18 protein-coding genes are annotated in these 17,128 nt (G+C 59.1%); 7 read left to right on the top strand and 11 right to left on the bottom strand.

Features of this window, described 5'->3' with window-relative positions; translation table 11 throughout:
* The first annotated feature begins 34 nt into the window (after positions 1 to 34).
* Positions 35 to 1,792 (top strand): DUF885 domain-containing protein, encoded by a 1,758-nt coding sequence (locus KT71_RS18550; protein ID WP_008293789.1) that lies wholly within the window; start codon positions 35 to 37, stop codon positions 1,790 to 1,792.
* A 4-nt stretch (positions 1,793 to 1,796) separates the two neighbouring features.
* Here KT71_RS18550 and KT71_RS18545 read toward each other — a convergent pair whose 3' ends face one another.
* The 9 genes from KT71_RS18545 to KT71_RS18505 all read right to left on the bottom strand — a co-directional run bounded on the left by KT71_RS18545 (position 1,797) and on the right by KT71_RS18505 (position 10,991).
* Positions 1,797 to 3,380 carry an ABC transporter ATP-binding protein gene (locus tag KT71_RS18545; RefSeq protein WP_008293790.1) on the bottom strand — a complete coding sequence of 528 codons (1,584 nt, stop codon included), beginning with the start codon at positions 3,378 to 3,380 and terminating at the stop codon, positions 1,797 to 1,799.
* 5 nt (positions 3,381 to 3,385) lie between these two features.
* Positions 3,386 to 4,270, bottom strand: a complete 885-nt coding sequence (locus KT71_RS18540) for an ABC transporter permease (protein ID WP_008293791.1) — start codon at positions 4,268 to 4,270, stop codon at positions 3,386 to 3,388.
* Positions 4,267 to 5,202, bottom strand: a complete 936-nt coding sequence (locus KT71_RS18535) for an ABC transporter permease (RefSeq protein ID WP_008293792.1) — start codon at positions 5,200 to 5,202, stop codon at positions 4,267 to 4,269. The genes KT71_RS18540 and KT71_RS18535 overlap by 4 nt, the downstream gene beginning before the upstream one ends.
* 3 nt (positions 5,203 to 5,205) lie before the next feature.
* The gene (locus tag KT71_RS18530; protein ID WP_008293793.1) at positions 5,206 to 6,864 is read right to left on the bottom strand and encodes a peptide ABC transporter substrate-binding protein; all 1,659 of its coding nucleotides are present in this window, start codon (positions 6,862 to 6,864) and stop codon (positions 5,206 to 5,208) included.
* The gene (locus KT71_RS18525; RefSeq protein ID WP_008293794.1) at positions 6,861 to 8,516 is read right to left on the bottom strand and encodes a peptide ABC transporter substrate-binding protein; all 1,656 of its coding nucleotides are present in this window, start codon (positions 8,514 to 8,516) and stop codon (positions 6,861 to 6,863) included. Before KT71_RS18525 ends, KT71_RS18530 begins: the two co-directional genes overlap by 4 nt.
* 13 nt (positions 8,517 to 8,529) lie before the next feature.
* Positions 8,530 to 9,177 (bottom strand): hypothetical protein, encoded by a 648-nt coding sequence (locus tag KT71_RS18520; protein WP_008293795.1) that lies wholly within the window; start codon positions 9,175 to 9,177, stop codon positions 8,530 to 8,532.
* Positions 9,178 to 9,186: 9 nt separating this feature from the next.
* Positions 9,187 to 9,696, bottom strand: coding sequence for a bactofilin family protein (locus KT71_RS18515; RefSeq protein ID WP_008293796.1), 510 nt, complete (start codon positions 9,694 to 9,696; stop codon positions 9,187 to 9,189).
* Positions 9,697 to 9,792: 96 nt separating this feature from the next.
* Positions 9,793 to 10,350, bottom strand: a complete 558-nt coding sequence (locus KT71_RS18510; protein WP_008293797.1) for a hypothetical protein — start codon at positions 10,348 to 10,350, stop codon at positions 9,793 to 9,795.
* Positions 10,347 to 10,991, bottom strand: coding sequence for a class D sortase (locus tag KT71_RS18505; RefSeq protein ID WP_008293798.1), 645 nt, complete (start codon positions 10,989 to 10,991; stop codon positions 10,347 to 10,349). The genes KT71_RS18510 and KT71_RS18505 overlap by 4 nt, the downstream gene beginning before the upstream one ends.
* A gap of 129 nt (positions 10,992 to 11,120) precedes the next feature.
* Between KT71_RS18505 and KT71_RS18500 the strand changes: the two genes are divergently transcribed.
* The 4 genes from KT71_RS18500 to KT71_RS18485 are packed head-to-tail and all read left to right on the top strand — an operon-like array spanning position 11,121 to position 13,110.
* On the top strand, positions 11,121 to 11,609 hold the full coding sequence (locus tag KT71_RS18500; RefSeq protein WP_008293799.1) for an EF-hand domain-containing protein: 489 nt from the start codon (positions 11,121 to 11,123) through the stop codon (positions 11,607 to 11,609).
* Between the two features lie 28 nt (positions 11,610 to 11,637).
* Complete coding sequence (locus tag KT71_RS18495; RefSeq protein WP_008293800.1) at positions 11,638 to 12,186, top strand: sigma-70 family RNA polymerase sigma factor; 549 nt, start codon at positions 11,638 to 11,640, stop codon at positions 12,184 to 12,186.
* Positions 12,173 to 12,595 (top strand): hypothetical protein, encoded by a 423-nt coding sequence (locus KT71_RS18490; protein WP_023660341.1) that lies wholly within the window; start codon positions 12,173 to 12,175, stop codon positions 12,593 to 12,595. The genes KT71_RS18495 and KT71_RS18490 overlap by 14 nt, the downstream gene beginning before the upstream one ends.
* 59 nt (positions 12,596 to 12,654) lie before the next feature.
* Positions 12,655 to 13,110: a periplasmic heavy metal sensor gene (locus KT71_RS18485; RefSeq protein ID WP_008293802.1), complete on the top strand. Its 456-nt coding sequence runs from the start codon at positions 12,655 to 12,657 to the stop codon at positions 13,108 to 13,110.
* An 86-nt stretch (positions 13,111 to 13,196) separates the two neighbouring features.
* Here the strand turns inward: KT71_RS18485 and KT71_RS18480 are convergent, their stop codons facing one another.
* Positions 13,197 to 13,925 carry a TorF family putative porin gene (locus KT71_RS18480; RefSeq protein WP_008293803.1) on the bottom strand — a complete coding sequence of 243 codons (729 nt, stop codon included), beginning with the start codon at positions 13,923 to 13,925 and terminating at the stop codon, positions 13,197 to 13,199.
* A gap of 306 nt (positions 13,926 to 14,231) precedes the next feature.
* On the opposite strand from KT71_RS18480, the gene KT71_RS18475 reads away from it, so the two are divergent.
* Entirely contained in the window at positions 14,232 to 14,732 is a 501-nt protein-coding gene (locus KT71_RS18475; RefSeq protein WP_008293804.1) for a hypothetical protein, read from the top strand.
* An 86-nt stretch (positions 14,733 to 14,818) separates the two neighbouring features.
* Here KT71_RS18475 and KT71_RS18470 read toward each other — a convergent pair whose 3' ends face one another.
* Complete coding sequence (locus tag KT71_RS18470) at positions 14,819 to 15,409, bottom strand: DUF4136 domain-containing protein (protein WP_008293805.1); 591 nt, start codon at positions 15,407 to 15,409, stop codon at positions 14,819 to 14,821.
* A gap of 157 nt (positions 15,410 to 15,566) precedes the next feature.
* Here KT71_RS18470 and KT71_RS18465 point away from each other — a divergent pair, with 157 nt between their 5' ends.
* Positions 15,567 to 17,114 carry a long-chain-fatty-acid--CoA ligase gene (locus tag KT71_RS18465; protein ID WP_023660340.1) on the top strand — a complete coding sequence of 516 codons (1,548 nt, stop codon included), beginning with the start codon at positions 15,567 to 15,569 and terminating at the stop codon, positions 17,112 to 17,114.
* Positions 17,115 to 17,128: the final 14 nt, after the last annotated feature.

Below are 17,128 nucleotides of genomic sequence, written 5' to 3'. Positions count from 1 at the left end.
TGAAACGCTCTGCCGCTAACCGAGTAAGCGCTTCATGAAGATTATTGCTGTGTCTTTTCTGCTGATGGCTCTCACCGCCTGTGGTGCCAGTACGGGCCAGCAAAGCGTCTCGCGCGGCGATGCGTCCCTGTCAGCGCTCTATGAGCGTGAATGGGAATGGCGGCAAAAAGAGTTCGGCAAGGAACGGGACGCAGAGGGTAACTGGGTAAAAACATCTGGCCTGCCCGATGTCAGCGATGCCGCCCAACAGAGACGCCTGGCCTATTGGGAGGGTGTACTAGGGGAACTCGATGAGATTTCCATCGAGGACCTGAGTCCTGAGGAAGCCATCAATGCGGCGGTTTTTCGTCAGATTATAGAAACCCTGGCTAATGATGCCCGCTACAAGACCTATGAGGCGCCGCTGAACTCCGACAGCTTTTTCTGGAGCGGCCTACATCCCCAGAATGGAGGCTTCGAGGACGCCGCAAGCTACCGCCGCTATCTGGGTCGCCTGCGGGATCTTCCGCGGTTTTTTGCCCAGCATATGAGCAACATGCGCGCAGGCATGGCCCGGGGCTACACCGTGCCCGCCGTCAGTCTCCGGGGCCGGGATCAGTCTATCGAAGCGTATTTGCTGCCGGGCAGTGAAAACCCCTTCTGGATACCTCTTGATAGTTTCCCGCCCATGATGGGCGGGGAACAGGTCGCTCGTCTCCAGACAGAGGCCCGGGAAGTGATCGCGACTCAGGTGGTGCCCGCGTACACCGCGCTCCTGAAATTCATGCGCGAGGAATATCTTCCCAATGCGCGCAGGACTCTCGCTGCGCGGGATCTTCCCGATGGGGAGGCGTTTTACCAGTCACAGATTAAGGGCTTCACGACGCTGGACCTGACGGCGGAGGAGATTCACAACAAAGGCCTCAGCGAGGTGGCCCGAATTCGCGGTGAAATGGAGTTGATTTTGGCGGAACTGGAGTACGACGGCGATATGGCCGCGTTCTTCCACTTCCTTCGCACGGATCCGCAGTTCTATGCCGGGACACCCGATGAGCTCATGGGCGTCTCCGCCTACGTGGCCAAGCGTATGGACGGCAAACTGTCGGAGGTGCTGGGCTTCCTGCCTCGCCGGCGCTTCGCTATCAATCCCGTACCGCCCGCCATCGCACCGATTTACACGGGGGGACGCGGCGGCCTGAATGCCTGTCTGATGAATACCTACAATCTGCCGGCACGTCCCCTATACACCCTACCAGCGCTTACGCTTCATGAATGCGCGCCGGGGCATGCCTTACAGGCGGCCATCTCTTTGGAAGCCCCCGGGGAGATACCGGAGTTTCGTGCGCAGAACTACTTTTCGGGCTATGGCGAGGGTTGGGGCCTGTACACGGAGTGGCTCGGGGGAGAGATCGGCATTTATCGCACGCCCTACGAGCGCTTTGGACAGCTCACCTATGAGATGTGGCGTGCCTGCCGTCTGGTGATCGATACGGGCCTCCATCAATACGGTTGGAGTCGGGAGCAGGCCATCGCCTATCTCCGCGATAACGCCGCGATGTCAGATCATGAGATCACCACAGAGATCGATCGCTACATTTCCTGGCCCGCTCAGGCCCTGGCCTACAAGCTGGGGGAAATGCTCATCCGTGAAAAACGCGCCCGAGCCGAGGTGGTGCTTGGAACTGATTTTGATCAGCGCTATTTCCACGACAGGATCCTGGGCCTGCGTTCCGTGCCCCTGTCAGTGCTGGCATCGGAGCTCGATGCCTGGATAGATGCGGGCGGCCCCAACCCCTATCCGGACATGAACTAGAGCTTTAAAGGAGCGCCCGCCCCGGAATGGCCTGCAGTAGCTGCCGTGTATAGGGTTGCTGGGGAGCATTGAACAGGGACTCGCCCGTACCCTCTTCGACGATCTTGCCCTGGTAGAGCACGATAATGCGATCCGCAAGGTGCTTCACTACCGCCAGATCGTGGGACACAAAAAGCATGGTCAACCCATACTCCCGGCCCAGCTCCAGCATGAGATCCAGTATCTGTGCCTGAATCGTCACGTCCAAAGCGGACACGGGTTCATCCGCAACAATAAATTCCGGTCGCGTGGCCAGGGCACGGCCAATGGCAATGCGCTGTCGCTGTCCACCGGAGAACTCGTGGGGGTACTTGCGCACGAAGGCCCGGGCGAGACCGACATCGTCCATGAGCTTCAGTACGCCGTCGCCTACACTGCGGCGGTCCTCAATTCCATGAAGGAGCAGCGGTTCCGCCAGGGTGTCGAACACGGTCATACGCGGATTGAGGGACGCAAAGGGGTCCTGGAAGATCATCTGCATCCGCCGGCGCATGGTTTTCAAGGCCGGCCCCTCGAGGGCCGTGATGTCGGTGCCATCAAAGTTCACCTCGCCCTCACTGATGGGCACCAGGCGCAGCAGTGATCGTCCGATGGTGGATTTGCCGGACCCGGACTCCCCCACGAGGCCGAGGATTTCACCCCGGTGTATATCGAAGCTCACATCGTCGACCGCCTTTACCGTTTCGCCTTTGGCGACATCGAACCAGGTTTTGAGGTTCCGCACGCGAATGAGAGGCTCCGCGTCCTGCGCCGGGGAGACCTTGGTTCCGGCGGGAATCGCAGACAGCAGCTTTTTCGTATAGGGGTGTTTCGCATTGCTGAAGATGGCGCTTCGATCACCGGCCTCAACAATTTTTCCCTGCTGCATCACGCAGATTTCGTCGGCAATATCCGCCACCACCGCCAGATCGTGGCTGATAAATATGACACCGATATCGCGTTTTCGTTGTAGCTCAGCGATGAGCTCGAGAATCTGTGCCTGAATGGTGACATCCAGTGCCGTGGTGGGCTCGTCGGCAATCAGTAGCTTGGGTTCATTGATGAGCGCCATGGCAATCATGACCCGTTGGCGCATGCCACCGGAAAACTCATGGGGAAAACAGTCCACGGTGCTCTCGGGGTCCCGGATACCTACTTCCCCGAGCAGTTCTATCGCGCGGGTCCGCGCCTCCGCCTTCGCCACGCCCTTGTGATAGACGATGGGCTCTACCATTTGCTTGCCTATGGTCATGTAGGGATTGAGGCAGGTCATGGGGTCCTGAAAGATCATTGCGATATCCCGGCCACGGGTTTTGCGCAGCTGCCTTTCGGAGCACTGGAGGAGGTCTTTGCCGTCAAAGAGCGCCTGCCCGCCATCAATGCGGCCCGGGGGCATGGGAATGAGTCCCAGCATGCTGTAGCAGGCAACGGATTTGCCGGAACCCGATTCGCCAATGATGGCGGTGATCTTGCCGGATTCCACGGTAAAGGAGATGTCATCCACGGCTTTGTTCACGCCGTTACGGGTGACAAAGCTCACTGCCAGGTTTTTGACTTCGAGTAAGGCCATAGCGATCAGTCCTTTGAACCGCGAACGTCCAGCGCATCGCGCAGGCCGTCCCCGAGAAAGTTCAGGGAGAAGAGGGTCACGGTAAGCGCAAGCCCGGGAAAAATCAGCAGCCAGGGGTACTCCTCCATGGTCTCAGCGCCGTAGGAGATGAGCAGTCCCCAGGATGTCTGCGGGGGTTGTACGCCAAGCCCCAGAAAACTCAGGAACGCTTCGAGGAGCATCACGCTGGGTATGGTCAGAGTGGTGTAAACGATAATGGGACCGAGGGCATTGGGAATCAGATGGCGGCGGATAATGGTGCCGGGAGACAATCCGAGGGATATGGCGGCCTCCACAAACTCCTGCTGCCTGAGGGACTGCACCTGCCCACGCATGATTCTCGCCATGGTGAGCCATTCCACGGCGCCGATGGCGAGAAAGAGGAGGAGCAGGTTGCGACCGAAAACCACCATGAGCAGGATGATGAAAATCATGAAGGGCAGGGCGTAGAGAATATCCACGAGGCGCATCATCACGGCATCGACGCGACCGCCGGCGTAACCGGCGATGGCACCCCAGGTGATACCGATGAGTAAGGCGACGGCGGTGGCGATAAAGCCCACGGCCAGGGAAATACGGCCGCCGTAGAGAATCTGCGTCAGCATGTCGCGACCAAAAATATCTGTGCCCAGCCAGTGTTCTGCGGAAGGCGGCGTAGCACCCAGATCAAGATCCTGGGCATCATAGGCATAGGGGGCAATCAGCGGTGTGAGCAGGGCAAGGACAATGCATACCAGCAGCACACAGAGTCCCACGATGGCCAGACGGTTTTTACGCAGGCGCAGCCAGGCGTCTTTCCACAGGGAAGTGCCCTCTTCTGCCGCGGCGATATCTGTTAACAAAGTGCTCATGACGCGCCCCCCAGCTGATGACGAAGTCTGGGATTCATCCAGGCTGCGACGATGTCCGAGAGAAGGTTAAAGAGCACGATGAGGGTCGACAGAAACACCGTGGTCCCCAGGATCATGGTGTAGTCCCGATTAAATGCCGCCTGTACGTAAAAGCGTCCCAGGCCCGGTATCTGAAAAATTGTCTCCACCACAAAGGATCCCGCAAGAAGGCCGGCAAAAGCGGGACCGAGAAACGTGACGACGGGCATGAGTCCGCCACGGAGCGCATGCTTCGTGACCACCTGCCATTCGGGCAGGCCCTTAGCGCGCGCCGTGCGAATGTAATCCTGGGACATCACCTCCAGCATGCCCGCCCGGGAGAGGCGGGCAATATAGGCGGCGTAGCCCGCACCGAGGGTAATGCTGGGCAGGATCTTGTCGCCGGGAATGTCTCCCCAGCCGGAGACCGGCAGCCACTCGAGTTCGATGCCGAAGAGCAGCACCATGAGAGGCCCCAGGAGAAACGAGGGCATGCAGATACCGATCATTGCCAGACTCATGGGAATGTAATCCTGCGCCGTGTTTGGCCGAAGGGATGCGATGATCCCGGCTAGCCCACCGATAAGCACAGCTACAAGGAGGGCATAGAATCCCAGCTCCGCGGTAACAGGCAAACCGGCACCAATGAGCTCGTTAACACTGCGTCCGGGATACTTAAACGACGGACCGAAATCGCCCGAGGCCAGATCACCCAGGTAGGCGGTGTATTGCTGGAAGAGCGGGAGGTCGAGGCGATACTGTTTTTCCAGAGCGGCTTTGACTTCCGGTATCACCGCTTTCTCGCTGTCGAAGGGCCCCCCGGGCGCCACGCGCACCAGAAAAAATGTCACAGTGATGACCGCCAGTAATACCGGTATCGCCTGTAAGAGTCGGATGCTGATAAATCGCCACATAAATTAGGTTTCCGATGATTGCCATTTCCACGCGGGTGCCTCGGGATCGAGCTCCACGTATTTGTAAACGTAACCCGTCACGACGCGGCCGTGGAGGCCTTTGACACTGGGTTGCACCAGACGTTTTTCCGTATAGGTGGTCACGGGTAACAGGGGTGCCTCGCGCAGGAGTATGTCCTCGGCGCGGGTGTACAGCTTCATGAGCGCCGCGACATCAGGGGTTTTCCGCGCCTGATTGATGACGATGTCATCGAAGTCGGGGTCTCCAAAGCCTGTTGCGTTGATGGGCGAATCACTGACCATGTAATCGAGGAAACTGTCGGGGGTCACGTCGCCGTTCCAGCCTCGCCGGGCAATCTCAAAATTGCCTTCGCGTATTGCCGTCAGGTACACCTGCCACTCCTGATTTTCCAGGGTGATGTCGAGGTTCAGGTGCTTTTTCCACATTTGCTGTACTGCTACGGCAATCGTGCGATGGTCCTCGCTGGTGTTGTAAAGCAGGGAGAGCTCGGGAAAGCCTTCGCCGTCGGGAAAGCCTGCCTCTGCCAGTAAGCGCCGGGCTTCTCCGGGGTCGAAGGTCAGCAGCTTTGGAGGATCATAGTCGGGCATGCCAAAGGGCACATAGCCACCCCAGGCAATGGCGGTATCGTTAAGAACATTCGTCGCCAGCAGCTGCCGGTCCACCGCCAGGGCCAGGGCCCGGCGCACCCGACGATCGTCCAGAGGCGGTATTTTTGTATTGAAAACGTAAAAATAGCTCGCCATTTGAGGCGTCTGAATCAGGGGGGAGTCCGCTTGTTCCCGATATCCCGGTGTTTTGCTATTAGGCACCATATTGGTGGCGTGAAGCTGACCACTGCGGAACATTTTTTCTTCCGTTGCCGCGCCCTCGATGGGGCGAAAGACAATGCCGTTGAGGCTTACCGTGTCCGCGTCCCAGTAATAGGGATTTCGTTCCACGCGAAGGAAGCGCTGGAGCTTCCATTCCGCGAGGCGGAAGGGACCGTTGCCGACAATATTCTCGGGCCGGGTCCACCGGGAGTAGCGAAGGCGCGTGCCGCCGTGAGCTTCGATGGTCGCGCGATGCAGGGGCGCCATGTAGACATAGCTGAAGTTGATGAGCGCGAAGGGATAGGGGTAAGCCAGTTCTACGCGAAGCGTATGGGGATCAACCACCTCGATGCCGACCTGATCAAAATCATCAATTTCGCCGAGGTGATAGGCCTCGGCGTTGCGGATGATAAAAAACACGTTGGCCAGCTGATTACCCAGCGCGGGATTCAGGGCGCGCTCCCAGGTCCAGTGAAAGTCCTCGGCGGTGATGGGCTCACCGTTGGACCAGCGCGCCTCGGGATTCAGGTGAAACACGATGGACATGGCGTCATCACTGAAGTCCCAGCTCCTGGCGACGCCCGGCTCCATGGACTCGTCGTAGGGGTTGCGAATGATCAGCGGCTCGAACAGTGCATCGGCAACATTCGCTTCGGGGCTACCCGACAGCACATGAGGATCAATGGTTTGAGGCTCCGTGCCATTGCCCAGATACAGTATGCCGTCCCGATTTCCCTGAACAACCCGGGATTCTCCCGGGGAGCAACCGCCGAGTCCAGCAAGGATCGCGGTTAGCAGTAGCGCGCCGTAAAGCGGTGCGCCGTATCTCACTTTTCGCAGGGCTCAGAAACGCTGCGACGATCGGGATCCAGCCAGACGTAGCGGAGATTGAGGGAGTCCATGAGATTGGGAGACAAGCCGCAGACGCTGGGATGAACCAGGTGTTTGCTGGTGTAGGTATAGATGGGGATGATAGGCATGTCTTCCATGAGCATTTTCTCGGCTTCATAGAAAACCGCAAAGCGCTCCTCACGGGATCGCGCCTGAGGCGCCTTGAGGCGAATCAGCTCGTCGTAGCGCTGGCTGGCGTAGCCCGTATTGTTGTTACCCCCGTCGGTGAGGTAAAGATCCAGAAAGTTTTGGGGGTCCACAAAGTCGCCAATCCAGCCGCGGCGGGCCAGATCAAACTCCATGTTGGTGACGGAGTCCAGATAGACCTTCCATTCCTGATTTGAAATGGTCACGTCGATATTGAGCTCGTCTTTCCACATCTGCTGCAGGGCCACAGCAATTTTTCTATGGGCCTCCTGGGTGTTGTAGACAATCTCCATCCCGGGCCAGCCTTCTCCGTCGGGGTAGCCCGCCTCGGCCATTAACTGCCGCGCTTTGTCCAGGTCGTAGTCAAAGGTCTTGGGCGGTACGTAGCCCAGGGCCCCCGGCGGTGTGATGCTGTAGGCAGGGACTGCGGAGTTTTGCAGGACCGAGCGGATGAGGGTGTCGCGGTCGACACTCATTGCCAGGGCGCGACGCACACGCACATCATCCATGGGCGGTCGCTTGGTATTAACAAGGTAAAAGTAGGTGCCGAGGTAGGGGTCCTGGCGATAGGGGGAGTCTTCCTGGGCCTGGTAAACGGGAATCTTGTCCAGGGGCAGCGTCGCAGTGACATGCAGCTGGCCGGAGCGGAATCCCCGTTCTTCGGACACGGCGTTTTCCGTGGGATAAAAAATCACCTTGTTCAGGCGCACACGATCGCGGTCCCAGTACGTGTCGCTCTTGCGCATGGTGATGCGGCGATTAAGGAGCCATTCCTCAAGCTGGAAAGGCCCGTTGCTCACCATATTGCCTTCCCGCGTCCACTGGGTGAAACGGTCGGTGAACTTGCCGTGTTTTTCGATGGTAGCTCGGTGCACGGCAAAGGTGCTGTAGTGATCCATAAGCTGCAGGAAGTAGGGCGTGGGCTCCGTGAGAGTGACCACCAGGGTAAGAGCGTCCCTTGCCTTCACTCCCACCTCGGAGAAATCAGAAATCTCCCCGCTAAAGAAAGCCTCGGCGTTTTTAACGGGGAAGAGCATATATGCGTAGAGATTACCCATCTGCGGATGAAGGGCGCGCATCCAGCTCCATACATAATCATGGGCAGTCACGGGGTCACCATTGGACCAGCGCGCCTCAGGATTGATGTGGAATGTGATAACCCGGCGGTCTTCGCTGAACTCCCAGCTTTTGGCGACGCCGGGCTCGGGCTCCAGGGTGGCGGGATTTTTTACCGCAAGGCCCTCAAACAATGCCCGGATCAGGATGTTCTCCGGCACGCCGGTCACAACATGGGGGTCCAGCCCCTGGGGCTCACTGCCATTGCCATAGTGGAGCACGCCCTCGCGGTTTCCCCGCTCAACATTCGACTCTCCGCCACCACAGCCGACAAGTAGGGCAGTCACAATAATGGAAAGCGCCGCCAATGCGCGGAACATCGATGCCATATAAAACTCCGGTTTAACGCTTGGGGGTGTTACTGACCAGCAGGTACTCGAGGCGCCCGTCCCCATGGAGCACGCCCTGATCAATGCGCAGCTCACTGCCCAGGGCATCGTTAACCACCTTGCGATTGTGGGGATAAAGGGTCGCAGCACTCTGGCTCTGCACGGCGATGAGGTTGTCGCCGGCCATGCCCATATGACGGAGCATCTGCTCCGTGCCCCTTTTATGCAACATAAATCCGTGGCCTCGGCAGTCCGCCGTGAGGTAGCGCCGCAGGAGTCCGGAAAACGCCGAGAGGGCGTGTTCGTGCAGATGATTCAGGGTGTCCCAGAAGAACACAAGGTCGTAGCGGTGGGCACCCATGGACGACAGTAAACCGCTCAGTTCAAGCTGCATCTGCTGGTTTGAGGGCGGGTCCTCCATGCGGGCTTCGAGACCTGCAGACCATTCCAGAAGGCTGTCGGCCGCGTCCAGCACGCAGAGGCGGCAGGAAAACTGATTGAAGAACTCGAGACTGCCACTGTTGGCGCGTCCAAAGTCGAGAATGTTGAGGGTGCCGAGGGAGGCGAGGCGTTTTTCGTCGAGCATTACCGGCAGCAATCGACTGGTAATTGCCGCCGGTGGATCGCTGCGATCGGACTTCTTGCCGGGCAGGCCGACCACGGGCCTGGCTTACCCTGCTTTGTCGATACTGTGCACTTCGGGTTTTGCGCCGGCGGCGGGCTTTGTGGCCGCTGCGGCGGCGGGTTTGCTGCCGCCCATGTCGATGCTGCCCTTGAAGCGACCGCCATCCTCGAGCATTACCCGGGGAGAGCTCACATTGCCCTGTACATTGCCGGACGCGCAGATCACTACGCGCTCACTGCCGTCAATGTCGCCTTTGACTTCGCCTTCGATGCGGACGGTCTTGGCGCTGATATTGGCCTGCACCCGCCCCGACGTGCCGATAACCAGCTCGTTCTCGGACAGGGTGATGGTACCTGTCACTTCGCCCTCGACCAGCAGGTCTTCGCTGCTCATGATGTCGCCGTTAACTTTGACCTTGGATCCGATCACTGCGTTTACTCCCTCTGTGCGTTTAGCCGGTGTAGGTGGTTTAGCCACGGCGGGTTGTTCCGGCGTGGCGCTGGCAGCGGGACTTGGGTCCGGCGTCTGCGGTTTACTGCTTTTGCGCTCAAACATGGTTCTGCTCTTCGATTTGATCGGTGGCCCGTGCCCTCAGCCTTAGGTGCTCCGGGGCGGACAACCGCGAGTGGTCAGTCAGTAGCTCATCCTAGTTCAAGCCCTTGCGCGCCGCAATCGGCGGCGGGTAGTCATTGCAACACCCAACCCCAGGAATGCAACACCCGCGGCGAGGGCGGCGTAGAGGGGAGAGGCGGTTTTGGGCATGGTGACCACGGTCGCTTCCTCAATGTTGATCAATGTTTCATCGCCATCAAAGGCACCATCATCCACCGCGAGGGCAAAGCGGTCTTCCGGGATATAAACACTGAGTTCCTGACCGGGAAGCAGTTCGCTGGCGCGATAGTCCCGGCCCTGAATGTTTGCACGCCAGCTGCTGTCTACGGTGATGCTGCGCTGCGCGCCCTGGGAACCGTCCGTGTGCCGGGGTCGAAAGCTCAGTCGATTGCCCCGCACCCGGGTCAGCTCAATAATGACTTTGGCGTAGAGCTCGTCGTTGCGGGCATAGACACCCTGACAGGACAGGGCAATGTCCGGGTTTGCGGCCAGCACCTGGGCTGACCACACAAGGTCGTCACAGCCGGGCGCTTCCTGCGCCATCAGATGCCCGCTAAGTGCCAGCGCGAATGATGCTGCAATGAGTTGTTTTTTCATGCGTTGCTCCTGGGAGGAAGAGTGACCCTTGGTTGAGGGGGGGGCACCGGCACGGCGCGAACAAGAAAGCGTTGGGGGGCATTCCCCGCAAAATAAAAGGGGTAGCAGGTGACAATGGTCAGGCGCGGGTCCATGGTGTCCCGGAGATACTCGATGGCCTCGGGTTCGATGACGCGAAGCTCATCGATAACAAAATGGCGTTCGCCATGGAGGGTGTCCAGGGTGAGACGGTCGCCGACGGCGGCATCTTTGAGCACCCGAAAATAACCATCTCGATGCCCTGCGATACCGATATGTCCCGGCTCGTGGGGATAGGCCATGCCATCTATGACGCCCGCGCCCCGATCCATGTTCAGTTCGCTGGCGCTGTCATACACGGGCACCGTCAGGTTCAGCGCGGGGGCCCGGAGTATCGCCAAAACCGGTGTCTCTGCGCTGTCTATGGCGCGAAAGTAAGCCTCTTTCCGGCCGGGGGACCAAAGCTGCATGTCAGGAAGGGCTTGAAGGGCCTCGGTCGCGCGCACCTCACTGCGGAGCACGACGGTAGCGGCAAAGGCCAGAAGCAGGCCGCCGACGAGATAACAGAGGATCTCCCCGAGGAGGTGACCGTGATCTGCTTTGACCGATGTGCTGTTGATCATGGCTCTAAATTAGACCCGGCAGGCGCCGAGCTCAAGTCATAATTCTTTGTCTGCCTTTCCGACGGATTTTCCGTGATGCCCCGTATGACAGAAGGACATTCACAATCATTCATTTTTTGGAGTAGCACGATGAAAAAAACACGACTTGTACTTCTGGGTGGTGCCACAGTTTTGTTGTCAGCAGTGGCGCTGGCGCAGCCTCGCGGTGGTATTTTGATGATGGACGCAGATGGGGACGGGCAGGTGAGTCGCCAGGAGTTTCAACCACCGGGAGAGCGGCGCGGTCCGAAGATCTTCAAGCGGGCCGACGCTGACGGTGACGGTTCAATTACCCGCGATGAAATGCTCGCTGCGGTAGAGGCGTCGGGGGAACGGCAGGCTAAAATGCAGGAGCGCATGCCGGCAATGTTCGATGAGATGGACGCCGATGGTAATGGCGTGGTCAGCACCGCGGAAGCACAGGATCACGCATTCAGCCAGATGGATGCCAATGGGGATGGCTTCGTGAACCAAGAAGAAGCAAAGGCAATGCACGACAGGCGCAAGGAGCGGCGACATGGGCGGAATGGACGTGATGGGCGCGATGGGCAAAGTGACGAGGGCGTCGAGCAGTCCTGAGCCCGGGTGCACCTAGCCCAGGGCTTCTATGGAGCGAGACCACGAGGCATTGCTGGTCGCCCGCGTCGCTGATGGTGACCGGGCGGCTTTTGGCGAACTCCTGAAAACGCATCAGCAGCCTCTTGTGCGCTATGCACGGCGCATGCTCTCGGACCCCGGCGCGGCAGACGATGTGGTTCAGGAGACTTTTCTCCGTTTGTGGACCCGCGCGGGTAGCTACAAAAGCAGCAGCGCCCGTCTTACAACCTGGCTGCACAATATCGCGCACAATCTCTGCGTAGACAGCTTTCGTCGCAATGCCCGCCTGTCGTTTACCGATGACGAGAGCCAGCTCGAAGTGACGACCGCCGGTCCCGAGGGGGATGCCGAGTCCACGGACAGTGCTCACCGCGTGCGCACAGCGCTGGAAGGCCTGCCAGAGCGTCAGAGGAGTGCGCTGCTTATGTGTCATTACCAGGGTCTGTCGAACCGGGAGGCGGCGACTGTTCTCGACGTCTCCGTGGATGCGCTGGAGTCCTTGCTGGCCAGGGCGCGCCGCCGATTAAGAGAGGAGTTGTTAAGTCATGTTGAGTCCTGATCGACTGGAGGAGCTACTGGAAAGCTACGGTAGTAGGGAGGCGTGCTGGCCGGATGATCTGCGTCAGGAGATGCTCGCCTGTCTTGAGACCTCTCCCCATCTACAAAAACGCCTCGCCGATGCCCGGGCGCTGGATGTGATGCTCGACAGCTATGTACCCGATCCCGTGAATCTTGAGCAGCGGATCCTCGCGGCGCTGCCGGAGTCTGTGAGCGACCGTGTTGTGCGTTGGCTCTTCCCCCATCGGCCCCAGCTTTGGTGGCGGCCCGCCATGGCGGCCACATTCCCCTTGTTCCTCGGTTTGGCTATCGGTCTCGAGTCGCAAACGGTGGTGTCGGCCACGGATTGGGAGTTGCAGGAGCAAAGCCTGCTGCTGCCGGCTGGGGCCGAGGCGGCCTGGTATGAATAGAAGCTTGGTATTAAGAGGGGCGGCTATGAACACGACATGGGCGGGAACAGAGGTCTGTTATGAAAAAAAGTAACCTGGTAGTGATCGCACTTCTGCTGTCCGTCGCGACAAATCTGCTGATTGCCGGCTTCTTTATCGGAAAGACACGCGGGCCCGTCGAGCCGCCGCCCATGGCGTGGATGGCGGAGGAGATGGCTCCGGAGACCCGGCGCATGGTGCGTCGACAAATGCGCGAGCAGTTCCCCCAGGTGCGTCCCCTGCGGGAGGAGATGCGACGGGCCCAGGGCGCCGTTCGCGAGGCAGTGTCAGCGGAAGATTTTGACCCCGAGGCCCTGGCGTCAGCCCTGGAGCGCTCCCGTGAGGTGTCGGCCCGTTACCAGGCGCTTATTCATAAAAACCTGATAGACATCTCGGCGGATTTACCCAGGGAGCAGCGCATGGCTCTCGCCCGAGCCGCGCTGGAGCGCGGGCAGAGAGCAAAAAGGCCGCACCGGCCACCGGAAAACATCCAGTGATCGGAGCGGCCAAGGTTTGCTAGTGCCGGGTCGGCGCTGAGCGTGTTACCGGAAGTACTACTCCGCGCTGAGCCCGGTGGCGAGCCTCAGAGCTCGATGTCGACCGAATAGGAAACAACGACCTTGTATTCATCGTTGTCGTAACCGCCGTCGGCAGCGGGTCCCGATACATTGGTGTCCGTGAACATAAAGCCAAAGCCACCTTTTGACAGGCTGATATTGTAGTCGTAGTAGCCGCCATCAGAGCCGTTGAAGGCCTCGGCGAAGTCACCGTCGTGATAACCCACGTGCAATCCGATGCCGATGCCGTCACCCACCTCAAAGCCGTAGTCGGCGGAGATGTAATAGGTGCCGCCGGCGCCGAAGTCCTGGCCGGGCCCCTCATCGGCTTCGGTGTTGGTCAGTACGTAGGCGGAGGCACTGAAACCACCGATGCCCACGGTTGCGTAGACCTCGCCGAAATCGAAATTGGCCTCTTCATCATAGTTGTAATACAGGTAGCCGATATCCCAGCTCACACCGCCCGCTTCGAAGGCATAGCCCGCGTAAAGATCGTGTTCGTAGGAGTAAACGTCTGAGGGTCCGTAGTTAACGTTTGAGACCCAGGTGCCGACGTAAAAGCCGCTGTCTGCGGAGTAGTCGATGCCGCCCTGGACCGCGGATTCGTTTTCTGTCTGCGTGAGGCCACGCCAGATGTAGTTGTTGGTGACTGAGGCGTTAGCGCTCAATTCGCCGGCATGGGTCGGCGCAGCGACGGCGCAGCCAGCCAGTGCGGTAAGGGCGGCGATGCGCTTAAGGTTTTGCATGTGTTGCATGGATGTTTCTCTCCCCTTGGATTCGTTGTTGGTGCGTTGGCGTGCGAATCCTCGAGGGACCGCGAAGCATTCGCCCACAGCCCTCTCAGCAAGAACCAGACCAGAAGTGCATTTACCCAGCATTGGCGATGCCTAAGGGGTCAGGGAGCGGGCTGATGAGCGATTCATTCACCGGGTATCTCAGGGAAAAGCTGCTTTAGGGAGCGTGGTGCATCATTTTGGTGCGCTGCGGGGTGAGGGCTTGTCCGGGGTTTCGAAACCTTCGCCCTCGGCTATACTTTTGAGCCCTCTTTATGGAATTGCATCATGCGAAATGCTCTGACCCTGACTCTGGGTGCGCTGCTTTGTCAGCCCCTCACAAGCTTTGCCGACCCCTGTACCGACGTGGTCGCGGATACCGTAGCCGAGCTGCGCGCCGGTGCTGACGGCTGGTGGAGCGAGGATATCGAAGGCCTGGTTCGCGCTGCGGCGGGCTCTGCCTGCATCAAAGCGCAGTCGAGGCGCTATCAGGTGATGGACGATGCCATGGGTGGAGCGTCGGCGCTAAGCCCTGCGCCGGCGCCTTCATCCGATGCACAAGCAATGGGCACTGTCTCCTCATCGGAAACAGAGGCGGGGGATACGCAAGGGAACGCTCGGGGAAGCGCCCAGGGCGACGGGGACAACGAAGATGATGGCAGCTGGAGCATCGGCGGCCTGACTATTCGCAGCATGTCCGGTTCGCCCTCACAGAAACCCTACGAGCGGGCCCGACAGACCAAGCAGGCTGATAAAGATAAGGAAAACGAGAGCCAGAATCAGGAATAGTCGCTGACGGGGGCCCGAGAAGCCCCGTTCAGCTGACAAGCGAACCCGATGTTAGGTTCGGTGCCTGTGAGGACCTTCCTGCCGCTTTAAGGGTTCATTGCGCCGGGGGGAAATCCTTCAAAGATTTCAGTGACGATTTCCGTGAGTGATTCGTCAGGGTTCCTGCGCATTTTATCCGTGATGCGTTTCGTTGCCACGCCGTGCCAGGCAGGCTTGTGCTCTGCTACGTCGTAGATGTCGATGGCCAGGGTGCCTTCCACATACTGCTGCACGTCCACATTGGATCCGCCGCTATAACCGCCGTAGTAAGGAGCGCCCCATCCGCCCCAGCCACCGTAGTAAGGACGATAAGGTTCCGGGTAGCTGTTGACTTTGATCTTGTCCCGCGCCCCGGAGGTGAAGCCGATGGCGAAATCCGCCGCTTCAGGGTTATCGACTATCCGGAAGCCCTTGGCGCTCATGGCGTCTTCCGTGATTCGCATGAGCCGTCCCTCCAGCAGCGGGGAGGCGGCGGTGGCACCTTCGCCGCGCATCAGAGGATGATCGCTGATGAAGGCAAAAGTTTTGTAGCCGGAGAAATCAATGCTGTTGTCATAATCAATGACCGGACCGCTGGAACTGCAGCCTGCGATGACCGCCAGCACGGCCGTGCCTAACATCAGGAGAATTTTTTTCATGATTGGAAGCTCTAGTGACTAATGCGGGATAATTTAAGCAGCGTCACAATATCACGCGGGGCTGCCCACGAAAATGTGGCGATACAGTGTTAAAGACGCCGGCTCTGGACTACGCTAGCGGTGAATGCTCGTGAATATCACAATAAAGGACCACAGCATGCAATCAGATATGAACATTGGTCATTTTTTGACAACCCGCTCCCGTGTGAGTCCTCAGCAGGAGATGCTCTACGACATCAAGGCCGAGCGGCGCTTTAGCTTTCGCGAAGCAAACCATCGTGCAAATCAGCTGTGTCATGCCCTCTCGGGCATGGGGCTGGAGCCCGGGGACCGCGTCGCTCTGCTGGCGTACAACGGACATCAGTTTATCGAAAGCTTTTTCGGCCCCGCAAAAGCCGGGCTGGTGATTATGCCTCTTAACTGGCGCCTGACCGCCGATGAGCTGGCCTTCATTCTCAAGGACGGCGGCGCAAAAGCACTGATATTCGATACAGACTTTACTCATCTTGCGGAGGATCTTCGCGGACGCGACGTTGCTGGCAGTGATGTTGAGCATTGGATTGCTGTCGGCGCCGAGGCACCGGACTTTGCCCGTCACTATGAGCGCTTGCTGGCGCAGCAACCCGCGGATGAACCTGAGTTTTTGGCCGGTCCCGAGGACAACCTCTTCATCATGTACACCTCGGGTACAACGGGCTTGCCCAAGGGCGTGGTGCACACGCACGAAACGGTTTTCTGGGCCATCATCACCATGGTCAATACCGGCGACATCCGGGGTACGGACCGTTACCTGCTCCTTCTGCCCCTGTTCCATGTGGGCGCCCTGGCGCCGATGATCGGGGCCGTCTATCGAGGCAACAGTCTGGTCATTCTTCGCGACTTCGATCCCCTGAAGGTTTGGCAGCTGTTCGAGTCCGAGCGCATCGACACCAGTCTCGCCGTGCCGGCGATGCTGAATTTCATGCTCCAGGTTCCCGGCTACGAGCAGTACGATCATTCCAGTGTGCGCAACATCATCTGCGGCGCTGCGCCCGTGCCCGTGGCAACAATCAACGCTTACATTGATCTGGGTATCGAGATTCACCAGGTCTATGGTCTGACGGAGAGCGGCGGCCCCGGCTGTTTGATCGTCGGTGAAGACTCCCTCACGCATGTCGGCTCCGCGGGCCGGGCGTTTTTTCATACGGAGGCAAAGATCGTGGATGCCCATGGTGAGACCGTCCCCGCGGGCGAAACCGGCGAGATTCTTCTCCGGGGTCGGCACATGATGAAGGAGTACTGGAATCGTCCCGATGCCACCGCCGAAACCCTGCAGGATGGCTGGCTTCACACGGGCGATATCGCCACCATGGACGCGGAAGGCTTTGTCACGATTTGCGACCGCAAAAAAGACATGATCATCTCCGGTGGTGAAAATGTGTATCCCGCAGAAATCGAGAACGTACTGATGCAACACGATGGGGTGGCTGACGCGGCGGTGATTGGTTTGCCCAGCGAGAAATGGGGGGAGAGTCCCCTCGCCGTGATCGTTGCGGCGGATGAAGCCCTCACGGATAGGGAGCTGATGACCTTCTGCCAGGGCAAGCTGGCGCGGTTTAAGCAACCGACGGCGGTACGTTTTGTGGACAGTATTCCCCGCAATCCCAGCGGAAAGATTCTCAAGCGGCTTCTTCGCGACCAGTTCCTGGCAGAGACGGCCGAATAAGCCCCAGTCCCGGA

Source organism: Congregibacter litoralis KT71 (assembly GCF_000153125.2).
Lineage (GTDB): Bacteria > Pseudomonadota > Gammaproteobacteria > Pseudomonadales > Halieaceae > Congregibacter > Congregibacter litoralis.
The sequence above is the reverse complement of the archived record's forward strand: the minus strand, read 5'-3'. Positions and strand labels throughout refer to the sequence as shown.

Excerpts from the sequence above, each read along its gene's own strand:
- KT71_RS18550 (WP_008293789.1), top strand. The coding sequence starts at position 35 with ATGAAGATTATTGCTGTGTCTTTTCTGCTGATGGCTCTCACCGCCTGT.
- KT71_RS18545 (WP_008293790.1), bottom strand. The coding sequence starts at position 3,380 with ATGGCCTTACTCGAAGTCAAAAACCTGGCAGTGAGCTTTGTCACCCGT.
- KT71_RS18540 (WP_008293791.1), bottom strand. The coding sequence starts at position 4,270 with ATGAGCACTTTGTTAACAGATATCGCCGCGGCAGAAGAGGGCACTTCC.
- KT71_RS18535 (WP_008293792.1), bottom strand. The coding sequence starts at position 5,202 with ATGTGGCGATTTATCAGCATCCGACTCTTACAGGCGATACCGGTATTA.
- KT71_RS18525 (WP_008293794.1), bottom strand. The coding sequence starts at position 8,516 with ATGGCATCGATGTTCCGCGCATTGGCGGCGCTTTCCATTATTGTGACT.
- KT71_RS18515 (WP_008293796.1), bottom strand. The coding sequence starts at position 9,696 with ATGTTTGAGCGCAAAAGCAGTAAACCGCAGACGCCGGACCCAAGTCCC.
- KT71_RS18510 (WP_008293797.1), bottom strand. The coding sequence starts at position 10,350 with ATGAAAAAACAACTCATTGCAGCATCATTCGCGCTGGCACTTAGCGGG.
- KT71_RS18505 (WP_008293798.1), bottom strand. The coding sequence starts at position 10,991 with ATGATCAACAGCACATCGGTCAAAGCAGATCACGGTCACCTCCTCGGG.
- KT71_RS18500 (WP_008293799.1), top strand. The coding sequence starts at position 11,121 with ATGAAAAAAACACGACTTGTACTTCTGGGTGGTGCCACAGTTTTGTTG.
- KT71_RS18495 (WP_008293800.1), top strand. The coding sequence starts at position 11,638 with ATGGAGCGAGACCACGAGGCATTGCTGGTCGCCCGCGTCGCTGATGGT.
- KT71_RS18490 (WP_023660341.1), top strand. The coding sequence starts at position 12,173 with ATGTTGAGTCCTGATCGACTGGAGGAGCTACTGGAAAGCTACGGTAGT.
- KT71_RS18485 (WP_008293802.1), top strand. The coding sequence starts at position 12,655 with ATGAAAAAAAGTAACCTGGTAGTGATCGCACTTCTGCTGTCCGTCGCG.
- KT71_RS18480 (WP_008293803.1), bottom strand. The coding sequence starts at position 13,925 with ATGCAACACATGCAAAACCTTAAGCGCATCGCCGCCCTTACCGCACTG.
- KT71_RS18475 (WP_008293804.1), top strand. The coding sequence starts at position 14,232 with ATGCGAAATGCTCTGACCCTGACTCTGGGTGCGCTGCTTTGTCAGCCC.
- KT71_RS18470 (WP_008293805.1), bottom strand. The coding sequence starts at position 15,409 with ATGAAAAAAATTCTCCTGATGTTAGGCACGGCCGTGCTGGCGGTCATC.
- KT71_RS18465 (WP_023660340.1), top strand. The coding sequence starts at position 15,567 with ATGCAATCAGATATGAACATTGGTCATTTTTTGACAACCCGCTCCCGT.